The organism is Hymenobacter sp., assembly GCF_036388155.1.
GTDB lineage: Bacteria > Bacteroidota > Bacteroidia > Cytophagales > Hymenobacteraceae > Hymenobacter.
Genome location: NZ_DASVSI010000116.1, coordinates 1 through 20,432, shown reverse-complemented (window position 1 = coordinate 20,432; position 20,432 = coordinate 1). Strand labels below are relative to the sequence as shown.

The 20,432-nt window shown below is 58.3% G+C and carries 9 protein-coding genes; 1 reads left to right on the top strand and 8 read right to left on the bottom strand.

Going from position 1 to position 20,432, the window contains the following annotated elements:
- Positions 1–40: 40 nt before the first annotated feature.
- From VF629_RS15865 to VF629_RS15835, 7 genes are all read right to left on the bottom strand, one after another.
- Positions 41–4,738: a hypothetical protein gene (locus VF629_RS15865; RefSeq protein ID WP_331059468.1), complete on the bottom strand. Its 4,698-nt coding sequence runs from the start codon at positions 4,736–4,738 to the stop codon at positions 41–43.
- Positions 4,739–4,795: 57 nt separating this feature from the next.
- Entirely contained in the window at positions 4,796–8,893 is a 4,098-nt protein-coding gene (locus VF629_RS15860) for a hypothetical protein (RefSeq protein WP_331059467.1), read from the bottom strand.
- A gap of 34 nt (positions 8,894–8,927) precedes the next feature.
- Positions 8,928–12,419: a DUF6603 domain-containing protein gene (locus VF629_RS15855; protein ID WP_331059466.1), complete on the bottom strand. Its 3,492-nt coding sequence runs from the start codon at positions 12,417–12,419 to the stop codon at positions 8,928–8,930.
- Between the two features lie 19 nt (positions 12,420–12,438).
- Positions 12,439–12,855 (bottom strand): hypothetical protein, encoded by a 417-nt coding sequence (locus VF629_RS15850; protein WP_331059465.1) that lies wholly within the window; start codon positions 12,853–12,855, stop codon positions 12,439–12,441.
- Positions 12,833–15,346, bottom strand: coding sequence for a hypothetical protein (locus VF629_RS15845; protein ID WP_331059464.1), 2,514 nt, complete (start codon positions 15,344–15,346; stop codon positions 12,833–12,835). The genes VF629_RS15850 and VF629_RS15845 overlap by 23 nt, the downstream gene beginning before the upstream one ends.
- A 183-nt stretch (positions 15,347–15,529) precedes the next feature.
- The gene (locus tag VF629_RS15840; protein ID WP_331059463.1) at positions 15,530–16,453 is read right to left on the bottom strand and encodes a hypothetical protein; all 924 of its coding nucleotides are present in this window, start codon (positions 16,451–16,453) and stop codon (positions 15,530–15,532) included.
- A gap of 64 nt (positions 16,454–16,517) precedes the next feature.
- Complete coding sequence (locus tag VF629_RS15835; protein WP_331059462.1) at positions 16,518–17,807, bottom strand: patatin-like phospholipase family protein; 1,290 nt, start codon at positions 17,805–17,807, stop codon at positions 16,518–16,520.
- A 1,019-nt stretch (positions 17,808–18,826) separates the two neighbouring features.
- Between VF629_RS15835 and VF629_RS15830 the strand changes: the two genes are divergently transcribed.
- Complete coding sequence (locus VF629_RS15830) at positions 18,827–19,936, top strand: acyltransferase (RefSeq protein WP_331059461.1); 1,110 nt, start codon at positions 18,827–18,829, stop codon at positions 19,934–19,936.
- A gap of 305 nt (positions 19,937–20,241) precedes the next feature.
- On the opposite strand, the gene VF629_RS15825 is transcribed toward VF629_RS15830, so the two are convergent.
- The coding region (locus VF629_RS15825) for a hypothetical protein (RefSeq protein WP_331059460.1) at positions 20,242–20,432 on the bottom strand (191 nt) is incomplete at its 5' end.

Below are 20,432 nucleotides of genomic sequence, written 5' to 3'. Positions count from 1 at the left end.
GAAGGTCTAGTAGAAAATGGCGGGGAAACCACAGGGCGGATTATACCGCCAGCGACTCTTCACCAAAGCGGGCCGAATTGTTGAGCCGGCCGAAGTCGAGCGTGAACGTGACGGCCTGCTGGGCCACGGGCGCGACCACGGCGGGCAGCACGGTGGCCAAGTGAGTAAACGCCAGCGCGTCGGGCTCCACCGTGCGCTTCTTAGCCAAATCCAGCGTTTCGTTGACGGCGCCCAGCAGATCGGCCGTGGTCCAGGCGGCCGTGGTGTCGGCCCGGGGCGAGACCACCAGCAGCAGGCTCTGCGGGGCCTCGGCGTTGGGCTGGTCGTAATGGAAGGTCAGGGCCGTGGTTTGCGTGTCCTCGGGCAAGGTTTCCACCCATTCGTCCAACCACAGGGTGGCCTGGGGGCCCAGCGGGTTGTAATCCGTCGGCAGCCACTCCACCAGCGAAAGAGCGCCGGCGGGGGGGGCGTAGGTACCCGGCCAGGGCAGCCCCAGCCAGTAGTCCCCCCCGAGGGTGGGCTGGGCCGCGAGCTGAGCGGGCCGCAGGGGCAGGGTGGGCAGGCCGTCGGGCTGGAGCACGTCCTGAATGAGGAAAACTTTATCCAAGTGGTTCAAGGGCTCGCGAACCGCGCCCAAGCCGTGCAGCCATTCCTGCAGCGCCAGGGGGTGGGGGTTGTGCGCCAGCAGTTGCGCCGTCGCGGCGGGCGCCGTCGCGGCCTGGTAGGCAGTCAGGGCCCCGCCGCTGAGGCTGAATTCAACGTCCGGCCGGAAACCCGCGCCGAAAAGCGCCGCGGCCTGCTCGACCAGGCCCGGCACCGAGGCAGTCGCGGCCGCGGCGGCCGCCAAGCGGCCCTGGATGGCCTGATAAGTCGCGGCCGGCGCCGCGGCCGGCACCGCCAGTGCCGCCACTGCTTCGGCCACGCCGAACAGGGCCGCTTGGTAGAGGAGCTCCCGCTGGCGCCCGGCCGTGGGGGCCGTTGCGGCGGGGTCGAGTTCGTCCGCTATGTCGGCCAAGCTGAGACGGCTGGCCGCCACGCGGGCTTCCAAGCCCGGCAAATCCACTCCCTCAAATTCGTCGGATCCGCTTAGCCGGCCGGGGGCTTGTAAGTCGTGCGGGCCCGCCGGCCGGGCGCCGCCGAGCAGTTGGCGCACGCGGGATAGCAGCGGGAGGCGCCGCCGCAGGGCCACGGCCCCCGGGCGGGTGTAATCAACCGCTAACCGCGCCCCGGCCGCGGGGACGTCGGCGGCGGCCACGGCGGCGAAGACGGTTTGCAGGAGCTGGTCGAACGCCGAACCGGCTTGCAGGGCGCCCTCGTCGAGCAGCCAGAGCAAGTCAAGGGGGCCCCACCCGCTGGCGGCCAACGACACTTCGTGCGCGGTTTGCCAGGCGCCGTCCGCCCCCTGGTACCCCAGGGTCAGGTTGAGCGTGGTCGGGTCCGGGAAGAACTGGGCAAGCCAGGCGTTGAGCCGCGGGGCCGCCAGGGCCCGCGGCGTCGCGGCATTGGGCCACCCGGCGGCCGAGGGGGCCACTGGCAGGTGCACCAAGACCCGCTGGGTAAAAGTGAGGCCGCGCTGGGGTGGGTGCACCACTTCGGGGCTGGACGGGAACTGACCCTTGGCCACGCCCTCGAGCACGCCTGCGGCGCGGTCCACGTTGCCCCGGGCCGCTTGGTAGATGCCCTCGGTCACGGCGACATCGCCCAGTGCGTCCAGCTCATCGGCCAGCAGGGCAACCTGGGCGGCCACGAATTCGGCAAACACCGACCCCGCTGCCGGCAGGCCCACCACCCCGTAGGGGTAGCCGCGGCCGACGGCCCGCAGCAGGGCGGCCCCGTCGGTCACCTGGCGGGCGACCTGTTCGGGCGCGGTGCCCTGGGCAGCCGTTTGGCCTTGGACGGGGGCGTACTCGGCGGCCAGGGGGAAGGCTTTTCGAAAACTGGCCACGTAGCCGCCGTAGGTGGCGCTGTCCCCTTCGCTCACTGGCCGGGTCAGGGCCCGCTCGAAGGCTTGGCCCAGCAGCGCGCCCAACGAGTGCCCGGCCCGCAGGCCGTCCAGCAGGGAGAGAGCGGCCCGCACCCGACGCGAGGACAGGTCCACGGCCATGCGATCAAAGGCGGGGTCGGCGGGGTCGGCGGTTAACTGCCGGGACTTGAAGCCCTGGCGCAGGATGGCGGCCGCGGTGCCGTGCGTCAGGCTGGGCGCGTGGACGTAGCCCAGGTTATCGGGGTCGCTATAGACGTTATTCGAGTCCGCCTCCGAACGATCGGAGGGCCTGAGGTCCTCGAGCCAGCCGAAAGCGCCGAGGTGGCTGCCCTGGGCCGTGGCGGCCTGCTGGCGCAATTCGATTAAGCGCTCGGTCACCGGCGCCAAGCGCCAGGCGTCGAGCCGGTAGCTGCCCAAATCCAGGTGCTCGGCCAGCAACCGTTCCAGCTGGGCCGTGGACAGCACCGCGAGCTTCTCGATGGCATCCAGGTACGCCTGCATGGCCGGGCGCACCCGCTCGTGCAGGGCAGCGCCGGCTTCGACGTCGTAGAGCCAGGCCCAGCGGGGCTTGTCGTCGGTTGCCAGGATGTTGAACAGCTCTTTTTCCGGCAGCGCGTCGGCCGGCACCGGCTGGCGGCCCGGCTCCAGAAGGTAAGCCCGGGCCGCCGACCAATACTCAAGCAGGATTGCCTGGCGCATTAGGCTGTACAGCAAGGAATTTGGCGCAACAAAGAGCGCGCTGTCCTCGACGATCCGGGTAAAATTCTCCAACCTGATTTCGTCGAACGAGGCCGTCGCCAGCCAGTTGAGGTAGTTCTGCCCGGCGTATTGGGGTTTGACTCCTTGAAAAGCTGCCAGTGGTTTTTCGGATAGCGGCTGCTCATCGAGCAGCACGCCTTCCTGGCGTCGAGCGGCCGGCTCGTCGGCGAAGGCATCCGCCAGCTTGGTGAACGTGCTTTGGAAGGTTTGGCTGAACACGGACGGGCTCGCGGCGGGCAGGTTCAGCCCGCCGTTCGGATCAAGAAAGCGCTTGAACTCCTGGTAGAGCGGGTTGTTGAGCGGGTCCACGCGGCTGGCCGCGCGCTCCGAATCGGGCCAGATGTCCTCGGGGGAATCCTGATCCTGGGCGGCGGCGTTCAGCGCCTCGGCCAGGGCGGGCCCGATGAGGTAGCGCTGGTAGTACTCGGTGGAAGTCGCGTCGAGGCCCAGCGCCGTGAGCAGGTTGCCGGGATCCGGGTCCGGCGCTTCAAATCCCGCGGCCGTGGCCCCGCTGCCGAGCGCGGGGGGGTACAACCCTGCCTGCGGGTTGAGGCGCTCGGTCCAGGTAGCATCGAGTTGGGCCAGCACCTGCTGCAGTTGCTCGGCGAAGGCGCGGTCCGGCCCTACCGGGCCGCGCTCTTCCCAGGCGGAAAACCGCGTGGTGGGCAGCACACCGTAGGGCTGGGAGCCAATTCGCAGGGCAGGCACGGGCCCCCGGGCCAGCACGTACCGTTCGAAAAAGGCCCGCGTCCAGTCGAGCGCCGCGGGGGAGAGCAGCGGCCGCAACATCTCTTCCAGAAAATAGCCGTACGTGGCCGGCCACAACGCCCGGTTCATCAGTTGGGCCTCGCTGATGTCACTGCCCTGGGCGTGGGCCAGCGCCGGCAGGGGGTTGGCAAGTCCCAGGGCGGTGGCCAAGTGCTGGCCATCGGGACGCTGGGCCCACGCGAGCTGGGAGTCGAAGGTGGCGGCCTGGGTTAAAAGCGCAAAACTGGCCTCGGCGTCGGTGCGTTCCTCGGAGCTGTAGCCGGACGCGACCACTTCCGTGTTGTTGGTGGGCGTACCCTGCGGCACGAGCTGCAAGCCGTCGGTGTAGTAATGCTCGGTAAGCAAGTCTTTCAAGTCTTGCTGGCCGGCGCTGGCCCCGGCCCCGCGCACGCCGAGCACCACCAGGCGGCGGAACCCTTGCTCGTATTCCGCGGAAGTGGCCAGGGGAATTACCACGCCTAAGCCTTTGGCCACGGCCTGCGGAAAATCCACGGTCCACGCGTTGCCCGCGTCCACGCCGCCAATGGCGTTCGGGTCCGGGGGCGCCAACGGGTCGAGGGGAGAATCGCTGGGGTCAAAGGTGACGGGCAAGTCTCCTGCGGGCAAATCCGCACACCGGACCACCTTGGTCAGCCGCAAAAACTCCGTGGTGGGACGCGGCACCGTGGCTGCGTCGTAGGCCCGGCCGGGACCGGTAAAGAGTTGCTCGAGCACCGGGCCGGGAGCGATGTCGGCGGCTTCCTCTACTTGCGAGTAAAGAAGCACCAAAAAATAGTCGGGCAAGCCGCGGGCCCGGGCGGGCCGGGTCCAGGGCTCATCATTGGGAGCGAGCTGCGGCGTGGGAAAAAGTGGATCTAGGGTGGCATCAGAACGCCACGCTGCCAGGTTGGTGGGGGTCGTTTGCTGGACAATCCACTGCGAACGAGTTACCCCGAACAGGGCCACCACCGCCCGCCAGGCGTCGATGCTGTGCTGCCCGGCGGTGGTGGCCCGCCAATACCGCTGGCCCGCCTCGTTTTCTGCCGGCGTAATTTCCTCCTCGTGGGTGCTTACGCCTAATTGGTCGGGATAGATCCGTACCCGCAGCTCGTGTTGGGCAGGCTGCTGATTTACTCCCGGCGTGCGAACAAATTTAACTTGTACGCTCACCGGCAGCAGCACGACGGGAAAGCGGGCGTCGAGGTTGCCGGGCAGTATTGGGAGCTCGGGTGGGGGAGGCAAAAGCATGAAAACCGGACGTGAAGGGTAGGTCGGCGAACCGAAATGGGTAGAAAAATCAAAAGTTTAGCCCAGCAGGCCGTGCAGGGGCAAGGCAGCCAAAACCGGCTCCTGGAACAGGGCATAGGCCACAGCGGCGCTGTCGGCGAGGTGTTCCAGGTAAGCCGGCTCGGCCGAGGCGCGCGGTTTGCCTTGGCGGTCAATGTCTAGGTTTTGGCCGGGAACGGTGCCCAGGTACTCCCACGACAGGTCGTTCCAGCTTAGCGGGTCCTCGGTGGGATCGGTGTCCACCGGCGCGAGCAAGTCCAGGCCGAACTCGGGCTGTCCGGGGCGTTCCATGAGCAGCAGGTAGTAGCCGCCCTGCGCGGGAGGGGCGCTGGCCTCGGCCAGCGGGACATCGAAGGTAACCAAGGCCAAGTCCTGGCCCACGCTCAGGCGCTGCCGCGGCAACACGATCAAGGAAGGGTCCTGGTCGGGCCCGTCGGCAGTGCCCGGCTGCAGGGCCAGCACCAGGGTGGGGTAGCGGCGCAGCAGCTCCGAGCGCAGCACCAGGCGCAGCGGCTCGTTGCTGGCCGCGGCGGGGCTCGCGGCGGCATTGCTTCCTAACGGGGTGCCGACCCACTCGTCGATGGGCCTGATGTCGAGTAGGGCGGCCTCGGCGGCCGCGCTGGGCAGCTGCCCCGGGGCGAGCGCCGCGTTGAGGTGCTCGCTGACGTCCCAAAATTGCTGAAAGTAGGTTCCCCGCACGTCCACCGGGAAACCGCGCCAGCTAAGCTCTGACCCCAGGGCGTGGTTCAGCCCCACCATGTAGGCTTCGATGAAAGCCCGGTTAACGTCCAGCACGGCCACGCCACCGGCCGGGAAGTCCCCTAAAGCGGGCACGAACAGCTCGGGGTGGCGCTGGCGCAAAGCTTCGCCCATGGCTTCCTTAAAGACCGGGAACACTTTGGCTTGCTTGAAGATGGGCAACGCCGCGTCCGTGAGCGCGGGCGGGGGCGAAATCGCCGCGGTCGTGAAGGCTTGAGTGTGCGGAGTAAATTCAGAATCAGCAACTGATTCTGACGCGTCGGCGTCGCCCGCCAACCGGCTGCTGAAAGTTGCCGGGGCGGCAGCTTCATTGAAGTTGCCCACGTAAAAATCGGTGGCGTTGAAGTCCGGGGCCGCAAAGTCGCCCCCCACGAACCCGGGAGCGGGCAACACGGGCGAGGCCTGTTTGATCTGGGCTCCAAAAACCGGGCCCGGCAGCGTGCCCAGCACCACCTGCTGCTTCACTTCTGCCAGGGACAGCGCCGGCCGCACGCGTTGTGGGTAGCGGAACCCCAACACGGTGTTTTCGTCTATCATCCGCAGGACGGAATAGGCGGCCTGGAACCGACTCTGTACGCCCGCATCCGCAACAAGGGCCCCATTCTGGTACAAGCTCAGCGGCGTGCCCTCCTCGAGTAAAGCGTCCACCACGCCGTCGTCGAATTGGTACGCCCGCATGCGCTCGGCGCGTTCAGGGGCCGCGACAAGGCTTTGTTCCGCCAAGCGGGTCAGCAGCTCGTCTCGTTGGCGCAAACTCGTGCCGGGTTGGCGTAGGCCAGCTTGGGCGTCGAGCTCCGGCTCGGGCTGCGTGGGCCGCAGCGGCCGCCCGGCCTCGTTTACCTGGTACTTGCCGAAAGGCTTGACGATGCGCCGGAACGTGGGACTGAACGCGGCCAGTGGGGTGCTGCTGCGGCGGATGGTTTCCCGTACCGTCAGCTTGGGGGCTTCTGGCCCGGTCCCACTGCCTGGTGCCGCATTCATGCGAATTCGGCCCAGCGCCAGGCCGGTCAAGTGCAGCCCGTAATCAGCCAGCACCGGAGACCCGGTGCTGGTCGCCTCCTGAGCGCCGGAGTCGGAAGCGTCCAGGGCGGCAAATCCGGTGGCCAGACGGCGACTGCTGCTGGGAGGAGTGGGGGCCGGGTTCCCCGTCGTGGCGTTTAGCGGCAAGTGCTGGTCGCGCAGCCCGGCCGTGGTGCGCAGGCCGTACTGGATGCCGCGCACCCGCTCGTTGGCCAGCAGGATTTCCTGGACCTGCTCCCAGGCCCGGCGCACGTACTCTTCCTGGTTGTCTTGCACCACTTGGGCGCCTAGCGCGGCCAGGGTCCGGTACCGGGGGTCGAGGTTGAGGGTTTGTTTCCACCCGGCGTCGGCCGGCGCCGTGGGAGTGGGCAGTGCGGGGGTAGACAAGTAAGCGCGGCCGTAGAGCGGGGGCGTCACCAAGGGACGACCCGTGGCGCTTCGGACCAGGGCCGCGCCGGACCCTAGCTTGGTGAACACGTAATTCGAAACGGCGGCTGGAAGCGGCTTCGGGGCCGGCGCGGCTTTGTCGACTAGCAGGTTCGGCATGGGCAGGTCATACCGGCGGTTGGCGAATCGTACGGCCAGGGTTGGGGCCAGCGCCCCCGTGGTCACGTCGTTGACCGGGTGCAACTCCTTTACTAGTTCTTCGAAGTCGTTTTGTACCCCGGTGGTGAAGGCCCACTGAAAATACACTGGGAACACGCGGTCTTGGCCGTTCGAAGGGAGGGCCGAATTTCGGACGTCGGTCGCGACGAATGATTTGCCCAAGCCAGCCAAACGGCCGGCTTCCACGGCCGGCAACAGGAAAGCCCGGTACGCAGTGTCCGGCTCCAGCCGCCGGGGGCAGAGCACGCGCGAGTAGGCGAAGCCGGGGTTAGCGGGCAAGGTGTCGCGCAGGAAGGCCGTTATTTCCTGCGGAGTGGGCGGGTTGGAAGGAGTATCTGGGATCGGGGGGGTGGCCGTTGGGTCGCCCACCGTCCCGCCACTGCCGAAGCTGGCATTCACCTGCACGTGCGCCCAAAGCTTGGGCGGCTGCCCACTGGCAAGGGGAAAGGGCGCGGTGCTGCGAATGTTGATGCTGGGCAGGGGTTCTCCGCTCAGCGGCAAGGTCTCGTACTCGTCCTCCTTGAGCACCATCAGGAAACACCAGGGCAGGGGCTCCGGGTCGGGACCGTCGGTTTGCAGGGTGCTGAAGCGCCAGGGCAGGTCTTCTTCTTTGAACTCGATGGCCACCAATTGCAGGGGCGAAAAGCCCGTGGCTCCGGGATTGGGAATGGTACCCAGGATGGCGCGCTGGTTGATGCCCAACACGTCGCCCGGGCCGTACACCTCCGCGGTGGTCACCGGCAGCGTTTCGGTTTTGGCCGGATTCTGATCGGTTACAAGGGTCGCACCCAGGCTCAGCGTGGGCCGCAGGTTCACCTCCGTGGTCGCATTTACGAGCTGGGGCTGCACCCAGGGCAGAAAAGTAAGCTGGTCGCCAATGCTCAACGGCGGGCCATCAACCGTCACGTCCGGGCTGAAAGCCGAGTTGCCCGCGCTGGTCACGGCGTACACGGTGTAGAGGCCGGGCTCGACGCCGACAAATTCGAATCGATAATTGCTGGCCACCAAGTCGGCATCAGTCAAAACCAGCGCCGCCACGCCAGCCACGGCCGCTCCGTCCTGCTGCAACTCCAACCGGACCGAGCTGCCCTGGGTGCAGGTCAGCGTTCCGCCCACGGTGCCGCCCGCCGCTTGAACCGAAGCGGGTGGCGTGGTGAACATTGCCTGAAAAGCCAACACGCAAGGGCTTACTGCCCCAGTGGTGACGGTTCCTTGCCCGGAATCTTCGCAGTTGAGCGGCGATGTGTCCTTGATCTGGACTTGGTAAGTGCCCGCTGCCAAGCCCGTGATGTCGTAGCTTTTTCCGTTTGCGCCTTGCACCAACGTGACGGGAAAATACCCGCCCCCATTTACCTGGCTGTACAAGGGCTCAATGGCGCCGCCTACGAACACGCGCAGGGTGCCGGCGGTGTTGGCTGGGGCCGCAATTGACGTTATATCCAGCGCGCAACTGGCGGTGCAGCTCACGACAATCCCGCTCTGCGAAGCGGTTTCACCGCTGGGCGCGTCGGTTGCCCGCAGGGAGTAGGTGTCGTTGGGCAGCGAAAGGAAACTTGCTTCCGTACCCGTGCCCCCGGGGCGGTTTTGTTGGTATTGGGTGCCGTTGCTGGCCGTCAGAGTGAACGTGCGTACTTGGCTGCCGGGAACGTTGGAAAAAACTATCGTGATGATGCCGTTTCCGGGTGAGCCGGGAGAGAGGCAGCCGGCAGTTGCCGTAAGGGTGATGGCCATGCGGGTAGAGCAGTGAAGAAAAGGTGTGGACGGCTTAGGCGAGCAGCAGCTCGTAGGAAGGAATCACGAGCAGCTCCGGAGCATCAACTTGGAGCCGCCGGAAGTCTTCGGCTTGCACTTGGCTGGCGAAACTGGGATGCTCCTCCGGGTCGTACAGGCTCAGGTCGGCCGACTTGACCACGGAGTAGGTTTGTTCGCTCCAGCCCACCGGCTGGGGGGCGCGGGCCGAGGGTTGGGCGGCTTGGTACTCCTTGCCTAGTTGGCTGTTGCGGGCCAGGTTTTGAAAGGTACGGGGCGAGAGTTTGCCGATGGTCCCGCCGGTGACCACGCCGGTAGCCGGACCGTTCAACACCAACTGCTCGTACTCCACGATGCGCTGGGTGGCGATGGCCGCCCCCACTAAGCCAGCAAGGCTCTTGACCCGCAGACCACAGGGCAGCAACTCAAAGGATGGCAGCGAGAGCTTTTCCCCGTCCGAGAAGCGGCGAAATTGTTCCGGGGCAAAAAAGTCGCGCACGGTTTCCAAGTCCGTGGCGGTGGCTCCAGTAGTCGCCAGGTTCAGCTTGCCGACCTTCAGCGTGGTGAGGTCGAATCGGCTCCCCCCGGTGGGGAGGGCCGTGCCGTTGCCGTACTTTTCCAGGGCGAGGCCCAGCGGGGCCACGCGCTGGCGGAGCACCAGCGCCCCGCGTGGGTCGAGGAACAGCTGGCTGGGTTGGCTCGTCAACGGCCGCAGTACGATGCCCGCCGGCACGGCAGTTGCGGGGGCTTCAACTTCCCAGCTCGTTGGAGTGGTCAGCGCGGCATACAGCAAATCGTGCACGTTCGGGGACGGCAGCTTGTCCTGAGAAGCCTCAGTACCGAACTTGGTATTGACCCGCACGCTGATGCGCACTAACCAAATCTTAAAGCTGGCTTCACCCCAGATGTGCCAGGGGCCGGGACCCGTTACGTTGAGCGAAAGCCGCAGCCCCAGCAGCGTGGTACTGCCGCGCTTAATGGCTACCCGGGCATCGATGTAAGCCGCTAGGCGGAAGGGGTTAAACTGAAAGAGAATGTCAAAGCCAAAGTGCCCGTCCACGTACAGCCCGAGGCGCAAGCGTAGGTAGAGGTCGAGGCTGCTACCGAACTGCACCGTGTTGGAGGTGACGGCGAAATAGCTAGCCAGGGTGATACGCAGGTCGTTGCCCGTAGCGAGCGACAACGTGAGGCGGCGCAGGCTGGGGTAACCGGCACCCGCCGGCGCTTTAAAATCGGGATGGTAGCCCCCGGCCGAAATCAAAAATAGGGGATTTTGACCCTGATACAGGCGAAAAGCTAGGTCCCCGTTTAAGATGAAGTTCAAAATCTTGGAGTCGCTGAGCGTGGCGTCGAACGCCGCCCGCCTGGACCCAAAATCAACAGTACCCAGGAAGTCAGCCCGTAATTTCAAGAACTGGCGGTCCTTGTCAGGCAGGGTAGCCTGCAACACGCCTAATATCGCTAAACGGACGGGAGCAGGTAACTCCACAATGAGGGCGACGTCAAGGCAAATAAGTGAGGTGGGTACTCCCCAACCCACTTGAGCCATTAAGCCAATAACATACCGGCCCTCGGTGGCCGGGAAGGCCGAATCGACCATGGCGAGGGCGGCGGCCGGATTGTCCAGTACGTTGGCCGGGAACAGCAATTGTTTGATTTGCCCGCGATGGACAAGGCCGCGCAGGTAATCCGTATTGGTGGCCCGGTTTACGCCTATTACGCCACCTACCCCGCTGAGGGTGAAGCCCAGCCCCAGCTGGATGGCGCCAAATTGCGCCGTAATTAGGAGTAGAAGCGAGTAATCGTTGGGTTTACCAGGTAGTTCGGTTTGCAGCAAGCCTAGAGCAGTTAGGTTGATTTCCTTGCCCGTTTTGAGTATAAGTTGAGCCACTCCCGCATACTGGTGATTGGCCGGATCACTAGTAAGGTACCCACCGCCAGTAACCGCATCTGACTCGACTTGTATGCCTACAGCTTTAGGTGGGTCAAATTGGATATTTAAATCAGCTGGGCCAGTATTACCACCATTTGGTTTAAAAAGAATATTTGATGCTAAACCAACTTTGTCTAGTGATATTATAACCGGCCCTAATTCTATCTTCCCTGAAGCAGATGTTGCAACTAGAATTCCAGAGTTCGAAGCAGTGATTCCTAATTGAAACGACTTTACACTAAAAAAATTACGATTAGCCGAAGTATGAGTAACGTTTATCTGCTTTTCCAACCCTGTGCTTCCTTCGAAATGGATTCCGTGACTTTTAGTCCATCCTATTCCAAAATCAAATTTAAAGTTTGTGCCGTTAAGTGGAATGATTTTGTTGATAAAACTATCACCATCACCGGGCTTTATCACAAAGGTGCTATCTGACAGTCTCAGTATAATTCCATAGTCATCGATATTGGTCTTTCTTATAAAAGCACCTAATTCAGCATGTCCTATTTCTAAACGTGTCCCGTAAGTGCTGCCTATTTTTAGCGCAGCCCCCCCTTCCTTTGGTGTAAGCAAATTGAGAGCTATATGGCTATTGAAAGCGCTCAATATTGAAGGTGATAATGGCTGAATACCTTTGGAAGTTACTTTAATGGCTTGAAGTTGACCGTCAATTTGACCACTTAATACCCAATTTCCAAAAAATTGCTGGACAGCGAGCTCCCCGAACATTTGCAAGAAAACACCAGGCCCCCCTTCAAAGGCAGAAAGTATGCCCGCTGTAATGCCTAATTGGGTTTGTATGCCGTTGTCTGCAATGAAACGGTGTTGCACAGTCAAGAGTCCACGTAGACGTTCCCATGTTTGAGTATCAATATAGTCGGGTTTGTCTATTTCGCTTCGACCAGCGACTGCTTCAATAGTCGTTTTTTTAAATACGCCAGCAAGAGTTTTAAAGAGCCTGTTGCCGCTTTCAGTTGCTTGGTCAACAGTGTTAAGACCTTGCGGCCAGTATATAGAAGCTAAAGCAGCATTAGGCGATCTAATGAAACGACTTAACGCAATCAAATCTAAAGACTCCTCCTTTTCAGGGTCATACGCCAATAAACCGTTAATAATGACCGGGCTAGATGAATCTGATATAATTACATTTATTGACTTTAATAAAAAATACGCTTCATTATGGTTATCATATAAATATTTAACGAACAATTTTTTTATAAGGTCTCCTACTAAAAAAGGAAAATATTGTTGCTGATTACTAAATGCGCCTGTTGCCTCTCTTACAGTATCGGTAATCTCACTGATCTCACTCAAATATTGAGTGAGTTCGGGAAGTGTATTTGGGGCACTTTGGGTAGAAAAGGTATCTAAAATTGAAAGAGATGATCCTAACACCTGGAAGGCATTGAGGAAACCGTTTTCTTCTTGGCCGTTGCTGCTAAAGGCCTCAACATCCCATCCCAATGATAAGAATAAATCAGACAATTGTTCGCGACTCGTTGAGGCAGCGATCAATGGTTGCCAAAGTTTTTTCAATTCTACGAATAGAATCTTCTGAAAGTTCGAGGTATACATGAGCGAAAGGCAAATAGATTCAATTATTCTCTGATTTATCAACAGAAACTAGTATTATTGACACAATCAGTAACACGAGTTTAGGAATCCACAATAAAGGAGTTGACAGGTATTCGGTAATTAAATTTGTTGAATGATCGTCATTGTATAAATACATCTTCATCCAAATCGCCAGCATTTCAATACCCAAAGAGATAATAAGACAAGCTATAAAAAATTTGAAAGCTTTATACGGTACTTTTCTAAAATGCATCAAAACGTATAAACACACGGCATTTGGAAACACGAAAAATGACATAACTAATAATACTGTTAAAGCAGCAGGTGTCCAATTTTGCTTCCAAACATCCGCTGATGCTTCACTTAATGTCATCAATTGCACCGCTAAGCATAAAGCCAAGCTTTTAATAACACTATGGTTCAGGTTGTATTTCATTATCGTTTGGGTCAAGTTCACATGTGTGTACAGTAAACGGTTTAATATAAAACGCATCATCTTTATACTTGCCTTCTAAGCCGTACCACAACGCGTGAGTTATTATCAACTTCGACCCAGTTAACCTAAACGTTACTTCCCCGATGCAATCTCTTCCAACAGCACTAGTTTGTACTGTCCAGCGTGTGTTTCTCTTGTGCTGATATAAGTATTGTTCATAATTGTTGGCTGGTGGACTATATGGATCAGAAGCATTTGCTTCAGAGTAATGTCCGCGCACAACGCTGTTACGGATGTCATCAAGGAAATATATGCGATAAGCCCAGTCTACACCAAGCATAGGATCTACACGTTCGTTTTCTTGATTTAACTTATAAAATACATAGGTAGATGGTGTTGAATTTGATAATTTAAAGTTCGTCCAAGGATTGCTTAAAGATGGACGTTTCTGCATAAATCTGGCCGGGACTTTCCTTCCCAAAACGTATTTAGGCGCAGCAGCTAGTGGCAAATTGGCACCAAAATATGGAATAATTCTAGCTGTATTAATTTCATTTGTGGCCAGATTATTGGTGTTTTCAGTGCTGTTTTTGGCAGCGCTTGAAGTTAATTGTGCAAATGTGGACACTTTGCTTCCATTGCTTACCCCGGTAGCTGAATTTTTCCAATACTTTCCAACTGCAGTAAAAGAGAAATGTACATCGCCTGACAGTATAACTAATTTAGGAACCGCGTTAAATGAACTCAAAACAGCTTCAAAACATCGTTTGTTGAATCCCCAAGCTTCCCAGTCTATTTCTCGCTTAGGTTTGCCCAATCTGGCGAGGAATGGCTGGGTCGTTTCTTCCCAATCGGTATGACCAATGATTGGAGCAGGAGCAATTAGCAAAACAAATTCTTGATTAGGACCCAAACCTTGAAGGTTTGCTTTGATTTGGTTGTTCAATGCCTCTTCGCTAAGCAAAGCAGGAGCACCGCCGTCGTTAGGGAAAAACCTTCTCGTTCTACTATCTAACACAATAGCACGAAAATTATTAAAATCAATTGCGTAGCTAAACTCAATTGAGCTAGTTAATTCAACGCCTTCTACTCCATAACTTACACTATTGCTCTTTAAAATGGGAGTAAGCAATTCCCCAATTAAGTTAAATTGGTTAATCGTCGCCCCTTTAACAGATAAATCAGAAATTCTTTTCAGAACTGTGTTCCCTGCTTGAGCCGCCAAACTAAACTGTGGGAGCTTGGGTGTATTACCCCATGCTTGGAACATAACATAAGCTGAAACCGCGTTTTGAAGGATACGCCTTCCTAATAAGTTGGTAGGGTGTAGAACTTCTTCTGCCCAAGCTTTATCAATAAACCAATCATCTGTTACCTCGTGATCGTCGCATATCATATAAATCGGAACATTGGCCAAGGCTCTCCGAACCATAGACAATTTCTTCCAAAATATTATGGTTTTACTGCGTTCATCCAAAAAAGGCTCTATCCGTATAGTTATATCACCAGTTCCAGATCCTCCTTCTTCAACGGCTGACTCTATTATTTCAACTACTGGCAAATCGAAAGGGTCAGGAAATAAGTCAGACCAATTAGGAAAATATTCCTCTTCATCAACCCACAACACAGGCGACCAAGCAAATAAATATGCTAAATAATACTCACTTAGCTTCATCAAGTGACTCTTAGCATCTTCGGGCTCATCGCCTATCGATAAATGGGCCACCTCTTTAATTATATTCCTTCGGGCATCAGCACGATAGCCCGGTCTAATATTATCTCCTTCCTTCAATAATGGTAATGTCTCTTGCCAGCCTATAATATGAGCTTCAGCATCTTGAATCATGTATAACAACGTATCGGATACGTCATCAGCATAGATCTGATCGCCAGTAAAATATAATTGGTGTGGTCTTGCATTAGGCTGGTCAGCGCTTTGCAAGATAATTTCATCTAATGCGGTTAATGCATCCAAATCCCCACCATCGCCACCATGAACTTTACGGCAAGATGTATGAATGATTCTTAAATCATCAATGGATGTTGGAGGTAATGAAAATGAAGGTCTATGGATGTTCAGAGAGGTATAAGCAATAAAATTAATTCCTCCGCTGGTTAACATTGGGTTATTTAAAATCCCAACATCTTCTAATTTCTTTCCAAGCCAAGGAGCTATCCCTGGAAATTCAATGTCATATTGATATACGATCCCAGCCTGTAACCTATTATTAGATTCAAATGGATATTCAGCCGTTAATAATGCTACAAATAACGCATCCCCTAGTTTTAAAAGTGACGTAGCTTCACTTGAAACAATTGGGGTGGTAGATGCTCCCTCATAAATATGCAGTATCAATTTCCCTGGGTCATCTCTCAATGCTATCCATATTGAAGTAGCAATAGCTTCAGTGCGACGCAGTATTGGACCTGCCAACACTAGTGGCAATTTATCCATGCGCTTGCCCAATCCATGAGTTGTAACCCAATTCATTGCTTATCAAATTATCTGTGAGGAAACAAAAAAATGCGAATAACCTTTTTATTGAGCTTTCATTTAATATAACCTTCACTCAGTATAATAAAAAAAATCGGGAAAATATATTAATAAATAAATTATATTATTATTTAATAAGTTATATTTAGCTGATTCATATATGTTCTGTGATTATTATTTTTACGCATGAATCCAAAAAGCGAAGCGTGCAAACTTTGCATCGGTCCACCACACCCGGCCACCATATTCAAAGTTGCTGGCCCCAGCTTGGCTCATGAGTGGTACGTTCACCCGCTCACCCTGCCGCTTGGCGTGGTGCTGAGTTGTTTCGGGCACCACAGCACAGATATGGCCAGGAGCATTTAGGTCCTGGCGTTGCCCGCTAATGATGCAAACCTGGCCGGAGTTAGCAGCCCGTTGCACTTCCGTCAAATCCACTGAGCGCCGCCAGCCAAAGTCCGGCCCAAATTCCTCGAACCAGTTGTAGATGCTATTGGCATTAAGCTCTTGCACCGTGGTGCCGTAAGCCGGCTGCACGGCCATCCCGGCTGCCAGTGCCACCAGGGCCTTGCGCGTCCACCACACCCGCGGCATGTAGGTGCCCGCCAAATGGGCATAGTCGTGGGCGTAGATGTTGCAGTAGGTCTTACCGGCCCCAGCGGCGTAGCGCGCCGAGTGGCTCACCCCAAGATACGTCAGTATAGCGCCCAATTGTAGGGCTTGGTCGGCCGGAGTAGGCCCGGGGCGCCCGGGTTGGTTCGGCTCGGTGAGGTCAAACACCCGGGACCCATCGCCGGACTGGTTGCGGCGCACCGGATTGGGACTGGGCAGCCGGGCCTCCGGAATATTGGGCAGCACCGGGGGCGGAAGCGGCACCGAAAATGCAGTAATTTTTTTTAGTAAGAATGCCTTGATGTAGCCCTCCACCGGTGTGCCCTGCAGGTCTGCCCGGACCCGTCGCCAATCCGCAGGCTGTTTGGGTAGCGCCGGCAGCTCCTCCACCTGCTGGCCCTGCTTGAGCTGGGTCAGCACAGTTTTGGGGTCCAAACGTGGTTGGGAACGCAGGTTGGCTTCCAAGGGGATAACCTGATACAAAGTGGCCATGGGTAGATGGGCAAACTCAGTGAACAAGAAAGGAAAACAGGTAGTCGGCTACTGTGAGCAGTAGCTAGGTGATGGTGGTGCTGGGCTGCACGGCATCGGTCACTTGGTAAGCTTTGATCATCTGGTGACGCACTTCGCGGTAGCCGGCCCAGTCAAACTTCTCCACGAAGCGGGCCGCGGCCCGGGCTCCTTCGGCAAACAAACCCTGTTTGGCCGTGTCGTCGAGCGAAAAGTCTAGCCAGTTAAAACGGCTGGTGTCGGCGTAGCTCACCAAGTGCCTAAAGTCCGGATTGCGGGCAATGAAATCGTAATCGTGCCCGTGCCGGGTGGTGTCGAAGATGTGGCCGAGCAGCTGCGTAAACTTCTCGGCCCGGTTGGCCGAGTCGCGGTGCAAACCGAGCTTAACGCCGAAGGTGGGACAGGCCGGCACCTTGTAGTGCTGGTGAAATAGGTCGATGGGAAAATTGGACAGAATGCCGCCATCGATGAAATACACCGCTTCCGGAATGGTGCCGCAATACCCCGTGCTGTCCTCCCAGGCCGGGCCGCCCGCTTCGCCCGTCCGCGGCAGGTCCCGCACCTGGTAAGGGCGAAAAAAGCCAGGAATGGACATGGAAGCCCGTACGAAATCGGCCGGGTGGACCGCTTCCGGTTCTTGGTAATACAAGCCAGCCATTTCGGGAAACACCACCTTGGATTCGGTTGTCACGTCCGCGGCTACCAGGGCCACTCGAATGGGCGCCGCGGGGGCGTAAACCGTGCCGTCGCGCCGCCGCAATCCGTCAGCCGGGTTCAGAGTGCGCAGTTGGTTTAGGTCGCGCACCGTGCCGATGCCCTGCTCGTTCAGAACGTCGCGCAGCCAGGTGTGGAACACCTCACCGGGGTTGAGTCCGAAATCCTTTTGCAGGTTGTCGAGTACCTGGGCGCCTTTCCACAGGTAGCGCAGCAACCGGCCGTTGTCGACGAGGACTTCGACGAAGTCGCGGGCGTCGTCGTCCCCGTCTACAAAGTCCTGCAAATTCTGGGCGCCGAGCCGCTCCAGCAGCCACTCCGTCTTAGCAGCCTGCACGGGACCCGCCGCGGCCATGAGCAAGGCGTTTATTGAGCCGGCTGAGGTGCCCCCCAACTGCAGAAAGCGAATGCCAAGCTGTTCAAGCACGTACACGTAGCCGACCAGCGCAATGCCTAGAACGCCCCCGCCTTCCATGACTAAGTCCACGTACTGTTGGCCGGCCTCGTCCACAATGTCGCTGACCTGCCAGTTGCCCGTCAAGGTTTGGTGCCGGGCGACAGCCGCTTGCGCGGCCTCGAGATGCTCTTGAGCAGCGGCATAATAGGCAGCAGAAGCCGACATGCGGATTGGGTGGGTAGAAAGGTGAGCAAGGAAGGGCAGCGGGGCCGGCCAAGAAGAAAAGCTTCCGGACGGCAGAGGTATTTCCCGGGACAGGTGGCACGGGGCAAAGTCCAGGCACCGGGGCAAGCAAAGTCAGCGGTCATTTTGCCCCACGGGCAAGCGAGCACTGGTAGTGGCTGGGGTAATGGCAGGGGAGGAGTTGTCGCGTCGGCCGCCGAGTTAGAAGGGTTCGCAGCGACTGGCTAATTAGCTCGACAATGCTACAACGAGCCAAGGGGATTTACAAGTATGCGGGCCTAAATATATTTTTTTGTTCAGTATCAAGCAATGAAGCGTAAGCCGGCAGGCCCTGAACCGCCTCAACCGCAAACGCTTATCAGAGACTTTTATTCGGCATCGTAGGATGAGGCAAACCTGGAGCATCCTGCGCCGCTCTCTACCATTGCGCTTGGGTGGCGACACGCTCCCGGTGCGAGTTTGGTGGTTGAGCTATGAAACGCTGGTCGCGAGCCCTGTTTGGGTTTGTCTTGTTCCAAAACTTCGGTAGTAAGCGCCGTTTCAACCCTCGAAGCTGAACCGACCCACCGAGCAAATGGGGTGCACTAAACCCAAACTATCTACCGGCCTCTGGATTGTCTCAGCAGAAACGCCCATCCCGATTATTTTCTAGTTTGGATAATCTGCCTTCCTGTCCGCGACACTAACGGCCTAGGGCCTTGGGATAGGGGCACGGCGCACTAGGCGCGGATAGTGCAACCAGTGCAAATAGCAGGAGTAACTTACTTGTAACCGGCCTAAAAGTAGCAAGGCGGGCACTTAAATGTGAGGCTCACCGGTGTGAAGTCGGTAGACTATAGCAGACGCATGGAACCGAACTATTTTATCCGTCGAATTTAGCTGAACATGGCGAGGTCCGAACCTGGCCACCCCATGGAAAACATTTAAACATTCTTCTTTTTGAATACTATTGGAAAACAGATGGTTTTGGACAGTAACTTTGGGAGCCTTTATTCCGATTCATGCCCTTCCGTCTACCAAAAGCTAAAAAAGGTCACGCCGCGGGTGCGGCCGGCCACCGCCGCATTTACGGCTTGGACTTGTTCCGCACTACCGCCATTGTTCTGGTCATTGTGTCTCACTTTGCGCGGCCGCTGCAAATCCTGGGGGTGCTGGGGGTAGAGTTATTTTTCGTGTTGAGCGGCTATCTCATTGGTGGCCTCTTTCTGCGCCAGGTGCTGGCCACTCCCCATTTCGGGTGGGCTCACCTGTACGATTTCCTGCAACGGCGTTGGATTCGGACTCTGCCGAACTACTACCTCTTTTTTTTGGTGCACCTCGCCCTGTCCAGCATCTTGGGCAGCACCACCCCCGCGGGCATGGCGTTGTACGCCGTCTTCCTGCAAAACCTGGCCTGGCCCGTTTCCAGTTTTTACTCGGTTTCCTGGAGCTTGGCCATCGAAGAATGGTTTTACCTGCTGTTTCCCGCCGCCGTGTTTGGGTTGCTGCGCTGGGTGAGCAAGCCCGCGGCCTTCCTCATCGTCATCGCCCTGCTGGTCCTCGTCCCGCTGGGCATCCGCCTCGGGCGGCCCGCGTTGTCGTGGGAGTTCGGCATGCGGATGGTGGTGGCCTGCCGCGTGGACGCGCTCATGTTCGGCGTGGCCCTAGCCGTGCTGAGGCATTACCTCCCAGCCGCCTGGCCCCGGTTGCGCTACCTGTTCCTGCCCGGCCTCGTGCTCGCGGCCGTGAACTTGGCGCTGCTGCACCGAGTACCGGAATCCCAACCGGCACCGTACGGGGCCTGGGTGTTCTCGCTGCTGCCGCTGGCCTGCGCCGCGATGCTGCCCTGGGTGGAGAGCCTGACTCGTCCCGCCAAGCTCGTGGCGGCTGGGGTGGAATCCATCAGCAAGTGGTCGTATTCCATCTACCTGTCCCACATCCCCGTGCTATTCGTGTGCTACCACGTCACGGACCCGTTCCACCTTGGCTTCGGGGGCAAGCTGTTGGTTAAGGCCGTGGCACTCGCGGCCATCGTGGGTTTATCAAAAGTGGTCTACGAGCGGTTTGAAGTCCCCCTTATGAAGCTCCGGGACCGCAAGGTGCTGCTTCCCGTGGCACAGAACCCCACCTAAGAAAAGCCGAAAATCCGATGCCAGCGGACCATAAATGCCTCCCAAGCCCGTCTACGGAAGCAAGCCCTAACTTTTGGGTGAACAAGGATGCACCTTCCTTTAGCATTGAGGCAGCAAGTGCAAAAGCCCCGCCAAGCACTCTAGTAGAGCGTAACTAGCCAAGAAACGCCGTCACCGCGATTTGCCCTTTCTCCGCTGGTAAGACAACCTGCGTGAGACCTTGCCGCCTGCCCGGTTCGAATTAGCTTGTTGGATGGGATCACCCGGGACGGCGTTTGTTGTTCATTGGGCTGCCCTGTCGCGCCTTACTCCACCACCAACCGCCCCGTGGCGGCACCGCAGCGGACCAGATAGAGGCCGGGTGCCAGCCCGGCCACCGACAGGGTCACCGCCGCGGCGCGGGCCGGCACCACTTGGCGGCGCACCGCCCGCCCGAGCGCGTCCAGCACCACGACCTCGCGCGCGCCACCGGCGGGCACGGCCAACTCGGACGTGG